This window comes from Ensifer sp. LBL, assembly GCF_050435225.1.
Classification (GTDB): domain Bacteria; phylum Pseudomonadota; class Alphaproteobacteria; order Rhizobiales; family Rhizobiaceae; genus Ensifer.
Map to the genome: position 1 here is coordinate 243,464 of NZ_JBNDJY010000005.1, position 19,058 is coordinate 262,521.

Consider the following 19,058-nt stretch of genomic DNA (forward strand, 5'->3'; position numbering starts at 1 on the left):
ATCGCATCTGCACAGTTGAGCCACGGCGCCCATCATTTAAGATAGAAGGTCGGCGGGCCGGACTGATCGACGTCACGGCGCGACCGACAGCTGGATCATGCCGCGACATGCCGTCACCAATTACGATTAGAGCTGCCCGACAGGATGACATGCCCGCGCTTGGCGCGTTTGGCACGCAACTGACGGCACTCCATCATCAATGGGACCCCACGCGCTTCATCGCGGCGGGAGCCGGCACGAAGGCTTCCTATGGCCGATGGTTGCACAGTCAGCTTGAAGAGCCGGATGTCGTGGTCCTCACAGCCGAGCAGGAAAATGCAATCGTCGGATATGCCTATGCCTCTCGCGAGGGATACGACTACATGGCACTCCGAGGACCGGCCGGCGTCATTCACGACCTTTTCGTGGATCCCGAACGTCGCAGCCAGGGCATCGGCCGCATGTTGCTCGACGCGGCCGTTGCAGAGTTGCGGAAGCGAGGGGCTGGCCTGGTCGTGCTTTCCACGGCGCACAGGAACGAGGCAGCGCAAAGGCTGTTCGCAACCGCAGGCTTTCGTCCGACGATGGTCGAGATGGCGCTGGACGATAAGGCTTGATCAGGCAGCAATCTGCGCGCGGTTTGGGCAAGCCGACCTCCTCATCTCGACCTCGGAACGACCGAACGTAAAAGGAATGGCGAAAGCCCGTTCGCTTGCGGCTGACCGGAAAAAGAGGCGCGCGTCCTGGGCACCAGAACATCGACGGTGAGGAGCGTCGGTCGCTTCGGAACCGATCGCACTGTGCTTCCGTTTCTCCTGCGCATCGACGACGGTCGTCGCTGGCTCCAACGCCTTCAGGGCAAATTCTTGCTGCCAGGCGTGGTCGGCGGCACCCCCTTCCAGGTAGGAGCCCCTATGCGCATCGCCTTCCTTGTCAACGCGATCGAGACCGAAAAGCCTTCATATACCACAACGTCGTTGGCGCTTGCCGCGCTCGCTCGCGGCCACGACGTGCTCTATGTAACGCCGGGTGATTTCATCCTTGGCCCCGACGACGCATTGATGATCCGCGCAGCAAATCTTGGCGACGCGCGCCCCAAGAAGTCCGAAACACTGCTGCGTGCTCTGATCGCGCCCGAACAGCCAAGAGCCCTTGTCAATGTCGAGGAGGTGGATGTCCTGTTCTTACGGAACGATCCCTCGCTGGATGCCGATAGTCGCCCCTGGGCAGCGCATGCCGGCGCGAATTTCGGTCGGCTTGCCGCTGAGCGAGGCACGATCGTCGTCAACGACCCCTGCGGTCTGGCCCTGGCGCAGGACAAACTCTACTTCCAGGATTTCCCGGCCATCGTTCGTCCGACCACTTTGATTTCCAAGGACATAGAGGAGATCAGAACGTTTATCGACGACCATTCGGACGGTGTGATCATCAAACCGCTGCAAGGATCCGGCGGAAAGAACGTTTTTCGGGTTGGAAGCAGCACCGAATCCAATCTCAATCAAATCATCGATGCCGTCGGTGAGGTCGGCTATCTCATTGCGCAGTGTTACCTTCCAAAAGCGTCGGAAGGTGATACCCGATTGTTTCTCATGAACGGACGCCCCTTGCAGCGTGGCGACGTATACGCTGCATTCAGGCGCGTCCCCGCGAAGGGCGACGTGCGTTCCAACATCCACGCGCGCGGGACCCCAAAACGGGCGCAGGTCACAAAGGAAATGCTGGCGATCGCCGAGACCCTGCGCCCCAAGCTTGTCGAAGATGGCATGTTTCTGGTCGGCCTCGATATCGTCGGCGACAAGCTGCTCGAGATAAACGTGTTCACGCCCGGCGGTCTCCAGACCATTCGTGAACTCTACGACGTCGACTTCTGCGAAGACATCCTTGCCTCGCTGGAAAACAAAGTTGCGACCAGGAAGACCTACGGCGGATCGTTGAGCAACCGTATCCTGTCGACCCACTAGGACTTTGCCGAAGAATTCTGGGCGCACGATCCACCCCAAAGCACAATTGACGGCCTGTTTTGCCGGCGACTAACTGCGACTCCCCCGGAGGGAGTCGCGACCGGGTGGCTGCCTTGACCAAAATCGTACCCGGGGCTTCGGAACCGATGGCGCCGTGCTCGGTTTCTCCTTCATACGCGAAAGGAGATGAAAGCGATGGCCAAAGACGACGATCTGAAAGCGGGCTTCACAGGCACACCCGAAGAACCCCTTGCCGGTATGCGCAAAGCTGCACAGACAGCCAGCGAAGCAGTAAAGAGGGAAACGACCGCCGTCGCGACCGCCGCGGCACAACATCCTCACACCGCGACCACCCTCAGCTTGCTGATCGGCGCCCTCGCCTTTACCATCGGCTACGTCGTGGGACGATCATCGGTCGATACCGGGCGGGGATACTGGCGATAAACCGGCCAGCCGGCGAGGCTGATGTTTCGCCGGCGCCTCTCAAATCACGATAACTTCCTCCTTACCATGAATTTAGGTGACGCTAATATCCATTGACTACAGCGTGCACTGTGCAAAGCTGAAAGCTCTTGATTGTGCCACGACGCTGCAGGGATCCTTCATGTTTTTGGTCCGCACCGATCTCGATGTCGCCGTCACGCGATGGCGCGAGATCATCTTGACGTCCTTGCCGTGGGACCGACTTGGCGGCTACGTCGCGTTGCGCAAACATGATTTGACCATCGAAATTCACGACCTCGATGAGGATAGCGATCTGCTCGTCTTTGCGACCGATGGCGAAGCTCTGGCCAGCCGGTTCCGTTCAGCCTATCCCTTTGTGGTGACATACGGCAGGAACCCCGGCTATCCGCTTGAATATCTGGTCTGGCTTTCATTCCACATGCAAGCGAACTTCGATCGGTTGGGCGCCCTTGAGATGAGCGCGACTTACGAGGACGAAGAGGGCGACATCGAGAGCATGTCCGCCGTGGCCATGGGCTTCTCACGTCAGGCCGACCTTGAAGACTTTATTGCGCGGTTCGACGGCAAGGACCTGAGCCAAGACCTGTTGTTCGGCTACGACGCATACCTGTCGGAGGTAGGAGCGAAGGTCGACTGAGGCCGCGCCTCTTTTCCCGCCCCACTTAGTCCTATTGAGAACCAAGCTGGTTTTCAGGCCTTCCGATCGGCCAGGGCCAAGGGAGATTGGTTGGCCTGCCTGTCTCGCGCCAGCGTTACGAAACTTTCATTTTATCATCATGCAGATTGTCACGGACTGTCACACGCAACTGTTAGCAAGCGCCCCGGCTTCATCGTGCCACCGATCCTGGTGTCCGCCATCCTGCAAGGAGCGTTTTGCAAATGAGAGTCTCCGTCACTACCTCCGTATTCCTCGGCCTGATGGCGAGCGTCGCGTTCGGCGCGTCGGCCGCGGCCGCCGAAAAGACGAAATTCGAATTCTGGTACGGCCTTTCGGGCGACCTCGGCGAACGCGTCCAGGATGCCTGCAAGAAGTTCAACGACAGCCAGTCGGAGTTCGAGATCGTCTGCACCTCGCAAAACGGTTACGACACGACCCTGCAGAACACGATTGCCGCCTACCGCGCCAAGAAGCAGCCGGCGATCACCCAGATCTATGATGCCGGCACGCTCGACATGATGCTGTCCGGCGCCTTCGTGCCCGCCAAGACGCTGATGGCCGACAACGGCTATACGATCGACTGGAACAACTATTTCGGCGGCATCGCCAATTACTACGCCACCGCAAAGGGCGAACTGAACTCCTTCCCGTTCAACTCCTCCACCGCGATGTTCTACTACAACGTCGACGCCTTCCAGAAAGCCGGCATCGACTTCAAGCCGGACACCTGGGAAGAGGTCGAGGAAGCGGCCCGCAAGCTGAAGGCGGCCGGTTTCGAATGCCCGCTGGCGTTCAACTTCGACACCTGGCCGCTGATGGAGCAGTTCTCGGCCATCCATAACCAGCCGATCGCCACCCAGGCGAATGGTTACAATGGCCTCAACGCCGAGCTTGTCGTCAACAAGACCAAGTTCGTCGATCATGTGAAGTTCTTCAAGAAAATGGCCGACGAGAAGCTCTTCGTCGTCAAGACCAAGCAGCTCGGCATGGACATCGTCCCGGCCTTCACCTCCCAGACCTGCCAGATGATCCAGACCTCGGTCGCCGACCACGGCACCATCGGCAAGACCCTGCCTGAGGGTGTGAAGTGGGAAGTCGCCATGTTGCCCGTCTGGAAGGGCACCGAGCGGCAGAACTCGCTCGTCGGCGGCGCCTCGCTTTGGGTGCTCGCCGGTCGTCCGGAAGCCGAATACAAGGGCGCGGCCGCCTTCCTCAACTACCTTGCGACGCCGGAAATGGCCGAGTGGTGGTCGACAGTAACCGGCTACATCCCGGTGACCAAGACCGGTTTCGACGCCATGAAGGCCAATGGCTTCTATGACAAGGCTCCCTACAAGGGCCGCGAACTCGCCATCCAGAGCCTGTCCTTCACCCCGACCTCGGAAAACACCCGCGGCATTCGCCTCGGCGGCTTCACGCAGATCCGCAAGGAATTCGCAACCGCCCTCGAAGCGATCTTCATGCAGAACGCAGACGTACAGGCCGAGCTCGACAAGACGGTCGAACGCGGCAACGCCGTTCTGCGCCGCTTCGAGAAGACCTACGCCGGACAGACGCTGAACTAAGATCCGATCCGCCTGGAGCCTGCCGCGATACCGGCGGGCTCCGATCGCTCTTCTTGCGCATTGGAATTTCGACATATGGACAAGCGCGCGGCCTTTCGCAGCTGGTGGCTGCCCAGCCTCTTCGCCCTGCCGCAGATCATTTTGATCCTGCTCTTTTTCTACTGGCCAGCGGTCGCCGTGTTGCGATGGGCCTTCACGCTGGAGCCGCCGTTCGGCGGGGCGGCAGAGTTCGTCGGCTTGGCAAACTTCCAGGAAGTGTTTGCCGACCCGCTCTACTGGAACTCGGTCGGCGTCAGCCTGGCATTTGCCCTTTGCGGCACGCTTGCCACCATTTTCATCGGCCTTGTCCTTGCCCTTGCGGTCGACCGGCAACTGCCGGGTTCCGCGCCGTTCCGGTTCCTCTACATTCTGCCCTATGCGATTGCGGGACCGGCAGCCGGCATGGCCTTCCGCTTCATCCTGTCGCCGGAGCGCGGGCTGATGGCATCGGTCAACGCCGCCTTTCCGGACTTCTGGAACCCGGCCAAATACGGCAGCCATGCCCTCATCCTCGTCATCGTCGTCTTTGCCTGGAAATGGGCGGGCTACACGTTCATTTTCCTGCTTGCCGGCCTGCAGTCGGTTCCGCGTTCGCTGATCGAGGCGGCCGCGATGGACGGCTGCGGCCCGATCCGCCGCGCGGTCGATATCCAGATCCCGTTGTTGGCGCCAACGCTCTTCTTCCTGCTGGTCATCATGATGACCGAGGGTTTCGTCGGTGCCGACACATACGGCATCGTCGCCCGCACGACCGATGGCGGCCCGAACCACGGCACCGACGTGATGGTCTACCGCATCGTCGAGGAGGCGTTCCGCGGCCTGAACTACTCCGGTGCGTCCGCCCAGAGCCTCGTGCTCATCGGCCTCATCATGATTTTCACCTTCATCCAGTTCCGCTTCATCGAGCGCCAGGTCCATTACAAGTGAGGCTCCCATGATCCAGCGGACACCCTTTGCCAACGCCCTGACCTATGGCGTGATGATTTTCGGCTTCCTGCTCTTGATCGGCCCCTTCATCGTCATCGTGTCGGGCGCCAGCCAGACTTTCCAGCAGGTCAACGCCATACCCTTCAGCTTTGTGCCGCAGGATCGCCTGTTGGAGAACATGGGTGCGGCCTGGTCGCGCGCCAGTCTCGGAACGGCGATGCTGAACAGCTTCGTGATGGCGAGCCTCGTCACGGTCGGCAAAGTGGCGCTGTCGGCACTGACGGCCTTTGCCATCGTGTTCTTCCGAACACCCTTGAAAGGCTTCTTCTTCTGGATGGTGTTCATCACCCTGATGCTGCCGCTCGAAGTACGCGTGGTGCCGACCTATGCCGTCGCCGCCGACCTGTTCCAGCCGATCCGCTTGCTGATTTCCGCCGTCACCGGCTTCGAGGTCTCCGTCGACTGGAACCTTCTCAATTCCTATGCCGGCCTCACTTTGCCGCTGATCGCCACGGCGACCGGAACCTTCCTTTATCGCCAGTTCTACCTGACCCTGCCGGACGAACTGGCGGAGGCTGCGCGCATGGACGGGTCGGGCGCGATCCGCTTCTTCATCGATATGCTGCTTCCGCTCTCGCGCACCAACATGCTGGCACTGACGACCATTATGTTTGTCTACGGCTGGAACCAGTATCTCTGGCCGCTCCTGATGGTGACGGACCCGCAATACAAGACCACGATGATGTCGCTGGTAGCGCTCCTGCCCGCCGACAACGGCACGCCGGACTGGAATGTGACGCTCGCCGGTTCGCTGATCATCATGCTGCCACCGCTCGTCGTCGTCGCCGTCTTACAGCGGTGGTTCGTGCGCGGCCTCGTGGCCACGGAAAAATGACCCCGCTTTCCCCAATCAGAACAGACAGAGAGGTCCGCGCTCATGGCTGACATCGCAATTCGCGCCGTGCGTAAATCCTACGGCAAGAACCCCACCCTGCACGGCATCGACCTCGCTTTCGCATCCGGAGAATTCGTCGTGATCCTCGGCCCGTCCGGCTGCGGGAAATCGACGCTTCTGCGGATGATCGCGGGGCTTGAGGAGATCACCGCGGGTGAGATCGCGATCAACGGAAAAGTTGTGAACAAGCTCGAACCGCGCGAACGCGGCTGCGCCATGGTGTTCCAGAACTACGCCCTCTACCCGCACATGACCGTTGCGGGAAACATCGGCTACGCGCTGAAGGTGGCGGGCGTCGCAAAGGCCGAGCGGCTCCGCCGAATCGAGGAAACGGCAAAGATCGTCGGGCTTTCCGACTATCTCGATCGCAAGCCGGCCGCCCTTTCCGGCGGTCAGCGGCAGCGCGTCGCCATGGCGCGCGCGATCATTCGCGAGCCGAACGTGTTCCTGTTCGACGAGCCGCTGTCGAACCTGGATGCCAAGCTCCGCGTCACCATGCGGGCTGAAATCCGCAAGCTGCATCAGCGTCTGGCAGCAACGTCTGTCTTCGTCACGCACGACCAGGTGGAAGCAATGACGCTGGCCGACAAGCTGGTGGTGATGAACAAGGGCGTGGTCGAGCAGGTGGGCCAGCCGCTCGACATCTATCACCGGCCGGCAAGCGTCTTCGTCGCATCCTTCATCGGCTCACCGGCGATGAACCTGTTCGAAGCCACCGTCGATGTTGAAAATGCGTACCTCACATTCGGCGGCACGAAGATGCCGATCAACAAGGGCCTTGCCACGCGACTGGGCGCAAGACAGATCACCGTCGGCATTCGCCCGGAACAATGCGTCGTTGCGCCGGACGGCGTCTCGATCAAGGTGGATTTCATCGAGGAGCTCGGCTCCGGTCGCGTCATTCACTCGGACCTGAACGGCTATCCTTTCGCCGCCGCCGTCGACGAGCATCTGCGCGTGCGGCCGGGCGATCGCGTTACCCTGAAGCTGCCGCTCGCACACCTCCACCTCTTCGACAAGGAAACCGGTCGCCGGATCGAGATCGATCTGGAGCCGCGCGCCGTGAGCAGTTCCGCCAGCCAACCGACACTCCAAGCAGTCTGAACACTTCCATAGATCAGGAGAACCGTAATGAACGACATCATTTCCGCCGTGGGATTCTGCAACCGGACAGGCAAGGGCGATCTTTCGAGCCTTGACGCCTCGCTCCGTGAAGTTGCCGAAACGGGCGCCGACGCCTGCGAGATCGGGATCTATGGCGAAGAGATCGTCAGCGGCGGCCGCATCATCGAAGACCGTGTCCAGCGCGTCGCCGAGATCACCAAGAAGTACACGTTCGACAAGCTTTCGCTGCACGGCCAGATCGTCTCCAACTTCATGGATCGCCAGCACCACCATCTGCAGAAGAAGGTCGTGAGGGCGATGCTTGAACTCTGCGACCGGCTTGGCGCGGGGATCCTCGTCCACCACTCCGGCGCAGCACAGCTTGCCGCCGGCGAGAACGCCGCGGACCTCGACAAGATGGAACGCGACGCTCTTGCGGAGATGGCGGACGTCGCAAAAGGTTACGGCGTTCGCATCGCACTTGAGAACATCTTCACCACGGAAAGCGGCCAATACCGGCAGACGCCGAGCCAGGTTGCCGAAACGGTGCGGGCGATTGGTTCCGACAACGTCGTCGCGCTCATCGACTTCTCGCATGCCTATATCGAGGCCACGCATCGCGGGCTCGATTTCCGCGACGAACTCAAGGCCATGGCCCCGGTGACCGGTCACCTGCATGTGCACGACAGCTTCGGCCTGCCCTATAGCATGAACCGCTTTTATCATCCGGCAGAAGCGACTGCGCTCGGCATCGGTGACCTGCATCTGCCGATCGGCTGGGGCGACATTGCCTGGGATGAGATCTTCTCTGAGCTGACCTTCCTTCCGGATACGACGCTGATCATGGAAATTGGCGCCGAGCGCTTTGCCGATCAGCAGCCGGCGTCCCTGGAGCACGCCAGGCGCCTGGCGGCGCGCGTGGGGCTTCGGCGCGCTGCTTAACGTGCCACCGACCGCCCTGGTGCTGAATAGCCCTTGCGGCTTGTCGCAAGCAAAGACACCGACAGGATCAAACGGTACCCGAGGCGCACGACCGACAAGACGTGCGCCTCAACTTGCCCCCAACACCGTGCTTCTGGTCTGCGCCTCTCAGCCGCCCGGCATCGCCTGCGACTGGGCCATATCGATGAGGTCGTCTCCTGGCGGTGACGTGAAGGGGACCGAAGATTCCTTCTTCGGCTTTTTGGGCGACCGCCCACCGCAAGCGCTTTCATGCGAGGAAAAGAACCGGCGACCAGTGTCTCGATCGCCGGTTCAACCGCCTCACCGGGCGCGCGGTGAACGACAGGGGGACTAGCTGGTCTTCCTGTCGAGATCCACGCCTTCGAGCTTCGCCACCAGCATAGCGCGATCCTCAACTGACCTGAGGCGTACCGTCAAGGCGGTGCTCTTGACCGGAACCTGCGGGGGAAGGGACAAGGCGATCCTTGGGATGTTCTCGGCGGCCCACTGTTTGAATCGGGGTAGCTTGTTTGCGCCGCTGATCGGCAAAGTATGACTGTATCTGAAGCTCATCGCTTATTCTCTCTCTATGCGGAATTGGCCGGATAGGTCGGCCTTTGAAGGATCAATGCTGAGGAGGGTCCTGGCGCCGCTCTTGCCGTCGCAGGTAGTGGCGCCAGGCGATTAGCGTGCGCGACTGACCCTATGGCTGCAGACGGCCTTGACTGGTCGCCGCCACTTTTCGAGGTACGGGAACGTCGACACGGGCCTACCGCCTCAACATGAGGATCTCGTCGAGCGAGGATTTCTTCCCGGTGGCGCCGGTCGGTGCTTCCAAACATTCAGACGCGGCATCCAGGGTGCGCACGAACTCCGAAAGCTCGCGGTCATCAAGCGTGTCCGCCGCCGCCGCGAGCGAAAACCACCGCCGCTGCCTTTGTGCTTTTTCCCGCCAATCAACCAGCGTCCCGCGCACGTTCAATCCGAACACCGCCACGCGGCAGACAACGTTTGCGCCGTTATCCAGTTGTTTCATGTAGCGATAGGTCGTCACCGGCGCCTTAGAGAGGACACCGATGACACCGCCCTCTTCCAATGCTTCCCGCGATGCGGTCTGACGGGGCGCAAGGCCCTTCATTGGCCATCCCTTGGGCACGATCCACCGCCCGCTCCTGCGCGACGTGACGAGCAATATCCTTGCTTCGCCATTCCTGGCGATGCGCCAGGGAAGAGCTCCGACCTGCTGCATCTCTTCCGGTGCAGCCTCCGCAGCGGCGCAAATGTTCCTGGTGTTCGTCATTTTCCGCTCCCTTTGCCAAACGCGCAGGGAGCCGGCGGATACGCGCTCCGTTCGCGCGCGGCGCACGCGTTGCGGCGGGCGGCAGCGCAATGCGTCTTGCACCACGGGCAACGGCGAGCAGAAAGGGGAAGATGCCGGTTGCAAACGATGCAAACGGGGCGAGTTGGAGACGCGGACACGGGTACACTCCGTCAATCATGAACCGCACTGTTGGTCAGTGGATTCCCGGAGCGGCGGGGGCTGTGGCGGCGTTACAGGATCAGGGCAGCCGGCTCCGGGTAAGGGAGCGTGCTTGATCGATGAGCCGCGATATCCTGATGAAAGTTTCCGTATGCATATCCTTCACATCGCCCTTTCTTTCCAGCACATCAATGGGCAATTTTGTCGCGCCGTGAACCTGATGGGCTGGATGTTCGGCGACGGCGACACGATCGTCCTGACGATGAGCAGAAGGGATCTCGTCGCGGAGCGGTTCGATGCCGTCGGGGTCCAGGTTTCCAACTAGAGTGTCATCCCGCCCCAGCCGGAACTGGGCCGAGATAACGCCTCAGTCGTGGCGCCGGCGCGCTACAGTCCCGATAGCTCCTTGAGGCTTTTCTCGACGATATCGAACATCTCGTCGACCTGCGCCTTGGTGATGATCATGGGCGGGCAGAAGGCGATCGCGTCGCCGATGTTGCGGGAGATCAATCCGTTCTTCTGCAACAGAGCTGCGGCCCGAGCGCCCATCGTCCCCGTCGGCGCGCCGTCGGCGGCCTCCAGCTCCAGGGCCCCGATCAGCCCGACACCGCGCGCTTCGACTGCGAGGGGGTGCCGCTCCAGTGCGTTGAGGCGCTCGAGAAAATGTGGCGCCAGCCGGCGCACGTTTCCGACGAGATCGCGCTCCTCGATGATCGCCAGATTCTCCAGCGAAACCGCGGCGGCGACGGGATGGCCGCTTGCGGTGTAACCATGGCCGAGCGTGCCGATCCGGTCTGCCTCGGATGCAATAGGCTCGTAGACGCGCGCGTTGATCATCAGCGCCGAGATCGGCTGATAGGACGAGGAGAGCTGCTTGGAGACCGTCATGAGATCGGGACGCAGCCCATAGGTTTCCGAGCCGAACATGTTGCCGGTGCGGCCGAACCCGCAGATCACCTCGTCGGCGATGAGCAGAATATCGTAGCGGTCGAGCACTTCCTGGATGGCCGCCCAGTAGCCTTCCGGCGGTACGATGACGCCGCCCGCCCCCATCACCGGCTCGCCGATGAAGGCGGCAATCGTTTCCGGCCCCTCCTCCAGGATCATGGCCTCCAGTTCCTCGGCGCAGCAACGCGAGAAGGCAAGCTCGTCCTGCCCCGGTTCCGCACCCGTGCGATAGTGCGGGCAGGTCGTGTGCAGGATGTTGGGAAACGGCAGATCAAAGGAACGATGATTGTTGGGCAGGCCGGTCAGGCTCGCACTCAGCGCCGTCACGCCGTGATAGCCCTTGATCCGTGAGATGATCTTCTTCTTCTTGGGTTTGCCGAGCGCGTTCGAGCGGTACCACACGAGCTTGATCGCTGTGTCGTTCGCCTCCGAACCGGAATTGGCAAAATAGACCTTGGACATCGGCACTGGCGCAAGAGACACCAGCTTCTCCGCGAGATCGGCAACGGGCCCGTGCGATTTCTGCGAGAAGGTGTGGTAGTAGGGCAATTGGCTCAGTTGCTTGCGCGCGGCCTCGACGAGCCGCTTCTCGCCGAAGCCGACGGCGACGCTCCAGAGACCCGCCATGCCCTCGATATAGCGCTTGCCGCCATTGTCGAAAACGTGGATGCCCTCCCCGCGTTCGATCACCATCGGCCCTTCACGCTCCAGACGTCGGGGATTGGTATAGGAATGGAGGTGGTACGCCATGTCCCGCGCTTCGGTGGAATTTGGCTGTGCGGTCATCGGCGTCTCCCTGCTGCAATTTCAAAGCGTGATATCATAGGTAATCCAATCGGTACGCGACGCGACCCGGTCATAGAGCGTTCGTGCACGATAATTGTTGTCGCGCGTGATCCAACGGATCGAGTTCCAACCGCGTTCGCGCCCGATGTCGGCGACCGCACGGATCAGCGTGGCGGCAGCGCCGCTCCCGCGCGCCTCGGGTGCAACGAACAGATCGTCGAGAAAGCCGCCGCGCGCCGCGAACAACGGCCGGATGTATTCGCGAAAGTGCGTCAGGCCGATCGCGCGGCCAGCGCCGTCGAGCGCAAGGCGGCATTCGAGCCGGCCGTCCTTGATCCAGCCCCACACCCGATCGCGCATTTCGTCGGTCTGTTCGACGCCGTAATAGCTGGCAAACCCCGCATGCAGTTCGTTCCACGCGGACCTGTCGCCCTCAGCTACGGCGACGATCGTGATATCACCCATTGTTACCCCCCGACCCCGGGTGGGCCAACCACCCACCCTCCAGGCATTTTTGACGCTATTGCCAGGCGGCCGCCGAACGCTTGCGATACATCTCCCGGAACTGGGCCGTGGAGACCGGCAGCAGATCGCCGCTGTCCCAGTCGAGGATGACCGCATAGCGACGCACGGCGTCCAAGGCATCGATCTCGCCGGCCTTGAACCGCCTGGAGACATCCTCCGGATCAGCCGCCAGCCAATCGTTGCGTTCCGCCCGGATCCGCCGGCGCAAGGCAACGGTCGCATCCTTGTCGATCTCATAGGCGCAGATTTCCGGATCGATCGGTTGAATGACGACGCCATAGTCCTTGGCAGCGCGTTCGACCGAGACATAGTCGTCGATGACATCCTCCAGCACCCGCTTCGGATCGCGCTCCAGCGGATCACCGAAACCACCACCGCCGGCGGTCGGACGGGAGAAGACGTCGCCTGCTTCGATCGCGACGTCCGAGAAGGTTGCGCCGAGCCACTCCTTTTGCCCGGTCGCCGCGCGCGTCAGCGTCAGCCCGTGCGGTATCGACGGCAGGCCGCCCTCGATACCCCAGACGATCGCCCGCTCGCGGTCGCAGATATAGGAAATGACCGTGCTCTCCGCCTCAAGCATGCGCGAGGTCTTCATGACACCGGCACCCCCGCGCCACTTGCCTGGTCCGGCAGAATCCTTGAGCACCTCGAACTCGGTCGTCAGGATCGGATTTGCGCGCTCCTGCCCCTCGACCGGCTGCGCCATCAATCCAGTGCCGAAGCAGGCGGTGGTGACATTGCAGCCGTCTTTCCCGTTGCGCCCGCCCCAGCCCCCAGGCAACCAGTCATAAAACATGAAGATCGGCTTTTCTTTCGCCCGGGCGTCGCGCCCACCGGTCAGGAGATATTCGAGGTTGAAGGCGCAGGCGATCGCCCGCTCCGGAATGATCTTCGACCAGATCTCATAGATCGCATTCATGATCTTCTCGAAGGGCATCAGGAAGCCGGTGACCGCCACCGGCCATTTCGCATCGACGATGGAACCTTCCGGGGCGATGATCTCGAAGACGCGGTAAAAGCCGCTGTTGAGCGGAAGGTCCGGGAAGAAGGTTTTCATACCGGCGGCGACCGCCGAGAAGGTGGCGCCGAATGCCGAGTTGTAGATCGACCCGATCGTCGGGTGGCTACCGGTGAAATCGTAGATTACCCGGTCACCCTTGATCGTCAGCTTGACCTTGATCGGGATCATGCCCTCGCTGCCGGCCGGATCGCGGTCGATGAAATCCTGCGTTTCCCAGATACCGTCCGGCAGCGCTGCGATGCGCTGGCGCATGGCGCGTTCCACATAGTCCTGCACGGCACCGAGGCCCTGCTTCACGGTGCCTTCGCCGTATTTGCCGACGAGCCGAAGGATTTCGCGCTCGCAGACCTGGGTGGCCTGCGCCTGGGCGTGGATGTCGCCAATGATCGAGGCTGGATCACGCGTGTTCGAAGCGATCAGGTTGGCGACGTCCTTGCAGAACCGGCCGCGGTCGAAGAGCCGGATCGGCGTGATGCGCATGCCCTCCTTGAACATCTCCTTCGCAGCTACGTCGAACGAGCCCGGCACGCTGCCGCCGAGGTCCGACCAGTGGCCGTTGGACTGACTGAAGGCGATGATCCGGCCGTCGACGAAAATCGGGCGGATCAGACGCACATCGTTGAAATGGGTGCCGCCGGCATAGGGATCGTTGATGGCATAGACGTCGCCCGGATGCATGTCGCCGTCGAAAGCGCGGATGACGTCCTTGCAGGTGAAATGCAGGGTGCCGACATGCACCGCGATGTCCTGGTTTCCTTGAGCGGCCGAATTGCCGTCTGCATCGTGCAGCGCGCTGGAAAAATCGCGGTTGTAGATGACGAAGGAATAGCAGGTCCTCAAGATCTGCTCTGCCATCTGGTCGACGCTGGTGATGAAGGAATTCTTCAGCACCTCGAAGGTTACGGGATCAAGGCTCTGCTGTTCAGACATTCTTCTCACCTTCGATGCGGATGATGATGTTGAGGAACTGGTCGACTTCGGCGCGTGTGTCCGGTGGAATGACGACCGTGGAATCGAGCTGTTCGACGATGGCGGGCCCGGAAAGAACGAGCCCGGCCGGCAGGGTTTCGCGCTCGTAGACCGGCGTATCGAGGCCTCGTTCTCCATCGAACCAGACGATGCGCCGCGTCTTCGGCTCGGGCACGATGCCCGTCGGCTCATGGCGCGCCAAGGTCGCCTTCGGCACCACGCCGATCGCCTTCAGGTTGATGCGGAAGAGGCTCACCGGCGTTTCGTCGCGGCGGAAATTGTATTCGCGCTCGTGTTCGCGGTGGAAGGCTTCGACGAGCGGGCCGATCTCGGTCATGGCCGAAGGGGCCGAAACCGCGAGCGAGCGCCATTGGCCGAGATACATCATGTCGATGCTGCGCTGGAGCACCACGTCCTTTTCGGCGACACCCTCGTGGGCAAGCCGTTCCAGCGCCTCTTTTTCGAGGCGGAGGAAGGCTGCCTCGATCGCTGCGGGGTCGGCATCGGCTGCCGCCTTGAGGTAGCTTTCCGAGAAGTCGTGCTGCATGTCGACAAGCAGGCAGCCGAGCGCCGAGGTCACGCCGGGATTGGGTGGCACGATCACAGCCGGGATCGAAAGCTCGCGTGCAATCGCCGCGCCGTGGAGCGCGCCGGCACCGCCGAAGGCGACGAGCGCAAAGTCACGCGGGTCATAGCCGCGGCTGATGGAGATCAAACGGACGGCATCGGACATGTTGGCGTTGGCGACACGGATGATGGCGTCGGCAGCCTCGTGCAGGCCGAGATCGAAGGGTGCTGCGACGCCGTCCTTGACCGCAACTTCTGCCAGTCCCGCATCAAGCGTGATCTTGCCGCCGGCCAGACTGGTGCCCAGGCGACCGAGGACGACATTGGCGTCGGTGTTGGTCGGCTGTTTGTTGCCTTTGCCGTAACAAGCCGGGCCCGGATTGGCGCCGGCCGATTGTGGGCCGTTGCGCAACGAGCCCGCCTCATCCGTCCAGGCAAGCGATCCGCCACCGGCACCGATCGTCAGCACCTCGATCGAAGAGAAGCGGATCGGGTATCCGAATTCGATGAACCAGTCTTTGGTCACCCGCGATTGCCCGTCATAGGCAAGCGACACGTCGGTCGAGGTGCCGCCCATGTCGAGGCCGATCGAGTTTTTGAAGCCACAAAGTTCGGCGATGTATTTGCTGGCGATCGCGCCGGCGGCGATACCGGAACCGGCAAGCCGGGCGGCAAAGTCCTCCACGCTCTTCGGCGTCATCACCCCACCGCCGGTATGAAGCAACAGCAGGTCGCGCTGATAGCCATCAGCGGCAAGGCGCTTGCCGAGCCTCGAGGTATAGTCGACGACGACCGGGCTCAGTGCCGCATTGGCCACCGTGGTCGAAAACCGCTCGTGTTCGAAGATCTCCGGCAGCACTTCCGACGAGGTCGAGACCGGCACGCCGGGCATCACCTCCATCAGGATCTCTTTCATCCGCCGCTCGTTCTCGCCATTCATGAAGGCGTTCATGAAGCAGACCGCGACGGCGGCGACGTTGCGGCGCTTGAGGATACGGGCGACGTCGCGGGCTTCTTTCTCGTCGAGCGGCGTCACCACTTCGCCCTGGGCGTCGACGCGCTCCGAAACGACGAGCCGGTCGCGTCTTGGCACGTAGGGCGGCACGACATCCTTGTAGGTATCCCAGAGGTCTTCCTTGTTGGCGCGCCGGATTTCGATGACGTCGCGGAAGCCTTTCGTCGAGACCATCGCCGTGCGCGGCAGGCGCCGGGTGATGAGGGCGTTGGTGGCAACGGTGGTGCCGTGCGAAAACAGCGCCACCTTTTCGAGATCGATGCCGGCCTTTTCCACGCCCGACATGATGCCATCGATCGGATCGACAGAGGATGACGTCTTTTCGACGCGGATGAGGCCAGTCGTCTCGTCCATGATGCAGATGTCGGTGAAAGTGCCGCCGACATCGACCGCTACGCGAAGGTTCTGCAAGTTCCGTCTCCTGTCTCGAAAGTAGAAATTGGGCAAGGCTTCGCCGTCGGCCGAAAGGACCGCAGGCAAGCGTCACGGTAGGATGGTCGCTGAACGATCAGCCCGATGCGGGCACACGCTCCTTCAGGTATCGCTCGCGCGCTTCGGTCGGGCTGAGGCCGAAATGCGCCTTGTAATGGCGGCTGAGCTGGGCGTGGTCGCCAAAACCCAAGGCATAGGCGATCTCCGAAACCAGCTTGCGGCAGACGGGATCCCGAAGCATTTCATCGCAGCGTAGCAACCGCTGCAGCCGGATCCACTGGCACGTCGACGTGCCTTGCTGCTTCATGATTTGGTGCAGATAGCGCACCGAGATGCCGCAGGCCTCGGCAATTGTCTGCGGACCGAGATCGCTTCTGGCGAGATTGGCCCGTACGAAGCTCTCGACCCGGTGCAAGTGGCCGAGTTGAACCGATGTCGCATCCGACATCAGCATGCGCTCGTCCGATGTCAGCGACATCGCCAGGATGTCGATGAGGTGCTTGCCCGTCATGTCGCGGGCGGATGCATCCATTTCCACGAGCCGCGGCGCGATCAGGCGGATCATGTCGACGAAGAGGGCACCGGTGCCGCGGGTGGAATCGAAGCTCAGCGAGGCGATCCGCTCAGGCAGTCCGACACGGGGCCGTAACGCGACGATCGGCACTTTCAGCACCCAAAGGGTGTTCTTCGCACTATAGCTGAATTCATAGGGCAGATGGCTGCGTTCGACCAGGAAAGCGCCGGGCTTGCAGGTCACTTCCTTGCCGCTCTGCTCGAAGCTGATCTCGGCCTTCTCCGGCACAGTGATCAGGTAGCTCTCCTCGCGCTCATGCAACAGATGCCGTTTCTGCCGGCGGTAAAGCAGGCCGTCAGATTCCAACCGTGACAGCGAGACGGCGCCAAGATCCCAGACGTTGAGTTCGCCGGAAAACTCCTGCGCGTTCTGGAAGCGCAGATCGAGCGGAAAATAAGTGCTCGACACGGCCTCGTCCCAATAGCGCTTGCGCTCGAACGCAGCTGTGCCTGCCGTGGAATAACTCACGTCCATGCGAAGCTCCCATCAAGTCCGACGGCCCCTCGCCCGGCTGTTCCCTTTGTGCCAAGCGCTGCCGATCTCGGTCATTCTGTGATCCCACCGGCCTTCGTTTCGCGACATCTTTCGTGTCTTGCGCTTGAGGCTTTCGCGGAGGATCTCCTGCGAAGTGCTTCAGCATCCGTTGCGCATTTCATAAGACGCAGGGCGCTGTAGGGTCAGTAAACTACGGCTCTTGCGGCCCGGCTAGTCGCAAAGTGCGTTCGCTCTTGTCGGTGGGCGTAGTGCCATAGCCTGCAATTCCACGGTATCAGCCCACACGGACCACGTCTTCCGCAGCCAGCGCCACGGAAAGAAGATGCGTATCGTGATGCGGCAGAGCGGACAGCAGAAGACCGACCGGCATACCCGCTTCTCCAATGCCACAGGGCAGCGACACGCCGCACCAATCCAGGAAATTGCCGATCAATGTGTTGCGAAGCGTCCGGCCATTCGTCTCCACGAACAGGGCATCATCCGCTTCGAGCGGCACCGTTGGGGGCGCGACGTGCGCGACAGTCGGATAGGCGATGATCTCGCTTGGGCCGACCAACGTCGAAACCTCGGCGACCAACCGATCGCGGGCGTCAAGGATTGCGATGTAGTCGGAGAGTGCGATCTTCTCCCCAAGCCGAGCCCGAGACACGACGCGCCTGTCCATCGATGCGGCATCCGCGCCTTCGAGCCTGAAGCGATGCAAGGCGTATGCCTCAGCCGTTACGAGGGGACCATGAGCGGCCGTGATCTCGAAGATGCGTTTGAAAGCGGGAAACGCCTGACGCCTGACCCTTGCGCCCGCCCGTTCAAGCCGCGACAGCGCCTCTTCGAAGGCAAAGACCACACCGTCTTCAGCTCCATCGAAAACGACATCGGTCGGCACGACGATCGAAAGTCCCTCCAGGCTACCCCTGCGCACTTCCGATGCTGGAAGACCACGCATCGCGGCATCAACCCAGACGGCATCCTGTACCGTGCGGCAAAGAGGGCCAAGGGAATCGAGGCTTTTTGCCAGGGGGAAGACCCCGCGCATCGAATAGCGACCGCGCGTCGCCTTGTAACCGACGATGCCGTTCAGCGCCGCCGGAATGCGGATCGACCCTCCGGTGTCGGTGCCGATCGAGACCGGCACGAGACCTGCGGCGACCGCAACACCGGACCCGGAAGACGAACCGCCGGGAATGCGCCCGACGTCCTTTGAGCATGGGTTGTGCGGCGTGCCGTAGTGCGGATTGAGCCCGAGGCCGGAGAAGGCGAACTCGCTCATATTGACCCGACCGACACTGACCATGCCGGCATTGGCGAGCGCAGTCACGACGGCCGCGTCCTCTGTGGCCGCCGGATCATTCTTCAACACGATCGAGCCGGCGGTGGTTGGCAGCCCCTTGATCGCGAAGAGATCCTTCCAGGCGACAGGGATACCGTCGAGAAGGCCGAGCGGACGGCCAGACGAAAGCCGCATGTGCGATGCCTCGGCCTCGCGCATCGCCCGTTCCGGCGTAACGACCGTAAAGATCGCCTGGTCGGCATGATCCCTGACACGTCCAAGCGTCCACTCCGTGAGCGCGCGGGGGTCGAGTGCCCCGGATTGCAACAACACCGAGAGCTGTGCAATCGAGCGCCCGCCAAGATCCTGCATCATAGACTTCCT

18 protein-coding genes are annotated in these 19,058 nt (G+C 61.8%); 10 read left to right on the top strand and 8 right to left on the bottom strand.

The window, feature by feature from the left end:
* The first annotated feature begins 149 nt into the window (after positions 1-149).
* From OKW20_RS21145 to OKW20_RS21185, 9 genes are all read left to right on the top strand, one after another.
* Positions 150-596, top strand: coding sequence for an N-acetyltransferase family protein (locus OKW20_RS21145; RefSeq protein WP_429174917.1), 447 nt, complete (start codon positions 150-152; stop codon positions 594-596).
* Positions 597-893: 297 nt separating this feature from the next.
* Complete coding sequence (locus OKW20_RS21150; protein WP_429174920.1) at positions 894-1,940, top strand: glutathione synthetase; 1,047 nt, start codon at positions 894-896, stop codon at positions 1,938-1,940.
* Positions 1,941-2,135: 195 nt separating this feature from the next.
* The gene (locus OKW20_RS21155) at positions 2,136-2,384 is read left to right on the top strand and encodes a hypothetical protein (protein ID WP_043621932.1); all 249 of its coding nucleotides are present in this window, start codon (positions 2,136-2,138) and stop codon (positions 2,382-2,384) included.
* Between the two features lie 160 nt (positions 2,385-2,544).
* Positions 2,545-3,042, top strand: coding sequence for a hypothetical protein (locus OKW20_RS21160; RefSeq protein WP_429174922.1), 498 nt, complete (start codon positions 2,545-2,547; stop codon positions 3,040-3,042).
* 242 nt (positions 3,043-3,284) lie between these two features.
* On the top strand, positions 3,285-4,628 hold the full coding sequence (locus tag OKW20_RS21165) for an extracellular solute-binding protein (RefSeq protein ID WP_429174925.1): 1,344 nt from the start codon (positions 3,285-3,287) through the stop codon (positions 4,626-4,628).
* A 75-nt stretch (positions 4,629-4,703) separates the two neighbouring features.
* A complete protein-coding gene (locus OKW20_RS21170; protein WP_060521199.1) occupies positions 4,704-5,594 on the top strand; it encodes a carbohydrate ABC transporter permease in 891 nt (296 codons plus the stop codon).
* Positions 5,595-5,601: 7 nt separating this feature from the next.
* Positions 5,602-6,489, top strand: a complete 888-nt coding sequence (locus tag OKW20_RS21175; RefSeq protein WP_043621751.1) for an ABC transporter permease subunit — start codon at positions 5,602-5,604, stop codon at positions 6,487-6,489.
* A gap of 42 nt (positions 6,490-6,531) precedes the next feature.
* Positions 6,532-7,653 (top strand): sn-glycerol-3-phosphate import ATP-binding protein UgpC, encoded by a 1,122-nt coding sequence (locus tag OKW20_RS21180; protein WP_429174930.1) that lies wholly within the window; start codon positions 6,532-6,534, stop codon positions 7,651-7,653.
* 27 nt (positions 7,654-7,680) lie between these two features.
* A complete protein-coding gene (locus OKW20_RS21185) occupies positions 7,681-8,595 on the top strand; it encodes a TIM barrel protein (protein ID WP_429174934.1) in 915 nt (304 codons plus the stop codon).
* A gap of 351 nt (positions 8,596-8,946) precedes the next feature.
* Here OKW20_RS21185 and OKW20_RS21190 read toward each other — a convergent pair whose 3' ends face one another.
* Together OKW20_RS21190 and OKW20_RS21195 are read right to left on the bottom strand one after the other, a co-directional pair.
* On the bottom strand, positions 8,947-9,168 hold the full coding sequence (locus OKW20_RS21190) for a hypothetical protein (RefSeq protein ID WP_429174937.1): 222 nt from the start codon (positions 9,166-9,168) through the stop codon (positions 8,947-8,949).
* Between the two features lie 196 nt (positions 9,169-9,364).
* The gene (locus OKW20_RS21195) at positions 9,365-9,895 is read right to left on the bottom strand and encodes an NUDIX hydrolase (protein ID WP_429174948.1); all 531 of its coding nucleotides are present in this window, start codon (positions 9,893-9,895) and stop codon (positions 9,365-9,367) included.
* Positions 9,896-10,187: 292 nt separating this feature from the next.
* Here OKW20_RS21195 and OKW20_RS21200 point away from each other — a divergent pair, with 292 nt between their 5' ends.
* Positions 10,188-10,400 (top strand): hypothetical protein, encoded by a 213-nt coding sequence (locus tag OKW20_RS21200; protein ID WP_429174961.1) that lies wholly within the window; start codon positions 10,188-10,190, stop codon positions 10,398-10,400.
* Between the two features lie 62 nt (positions 10,401-10,462).
* Here OKW20_RS21200 and OKW20_RS21205 read toward each other — a convergent pair whose 3' ends face one another.
* From OKW20_RS21205 to OKW20_RS21230, 6 genes are all read right to left on the bottom strand, one after another.
* Positions 10,463-11,809, bottom strand: coding sequence for an aspartate aminotransferase family protein (locus OKW20_RS21205; RefSeq protein ID WP_429174963.1), 1,347 nt, complete (start codon positions 11,807-11,809; stop codon positions 10,463-10,465).
* Between the two features lie 21 nt (positions 11,810-11,830).
* Complete coding sequence (locus tag OKW20_RS21210; RefSeq protein WP_429174965.1) at positions 11,831-12,274, bottom strand: N-acetyltransferase family protein; 444 nt, start codon at positions 12,272-12,274, stop codon at positions 11,831-11,833.
* Between the two features lie 55 nt (positions 12,275-12,329).
* Positions 12,330-14,285: a hydantoinase B/oxoprolinase family protein gene (locus OKW20_RS21215; protein ID WP_429174968.1), complete on the bottom strand. Its 1,956-nt coding sequence runs from the start codon at positions 14,283-14,285 to the stop codon at positions 12,330-12,332.
* Complete coding sequence (locus OKW20_RS21220) at positions 14,278-16,317, bottom strand: hydantoinase/oxoprolinase family protein (protein ID WP_429174970.1); 2,040 nt, start codon at positions 16,315-16,317, stop codon at positions 14,278-14,280. The genes OKW20_RS21215 and OKW20_RS21220 overlap by 8 nt, the downstream gene beginning before the upstream one ends.
* 97 nt (positions 16,318-16,414) lie before the next feature.
* Positions 16,415-17,386: a helix-turn-helix domain-containing protein gene (locus OKW20_RS21225; protein WP_429174973.1), complete on the bottom strand. Its 972-nt coding sequence runs from the start codon at positions 17,384-17,386 to the stop codon at positions 16,415-16,417.
* 295 nt (positions 17,387-17,681) lie between these two features.
* The gene (locus tag OKW20_RS21230) at positions 17,682-19,049 is read right to left on the bottom strand and encodes an amidase (protein WP_429174975.1); all 1,368 of its coding nucleotides are present in this window, start codon (positions 19,047-19,049) and stop codon (positions 17,682-17,684) included.
* Between the last annotated feature and the right edge of the window lie 9 nt (positions 19,050-19,058).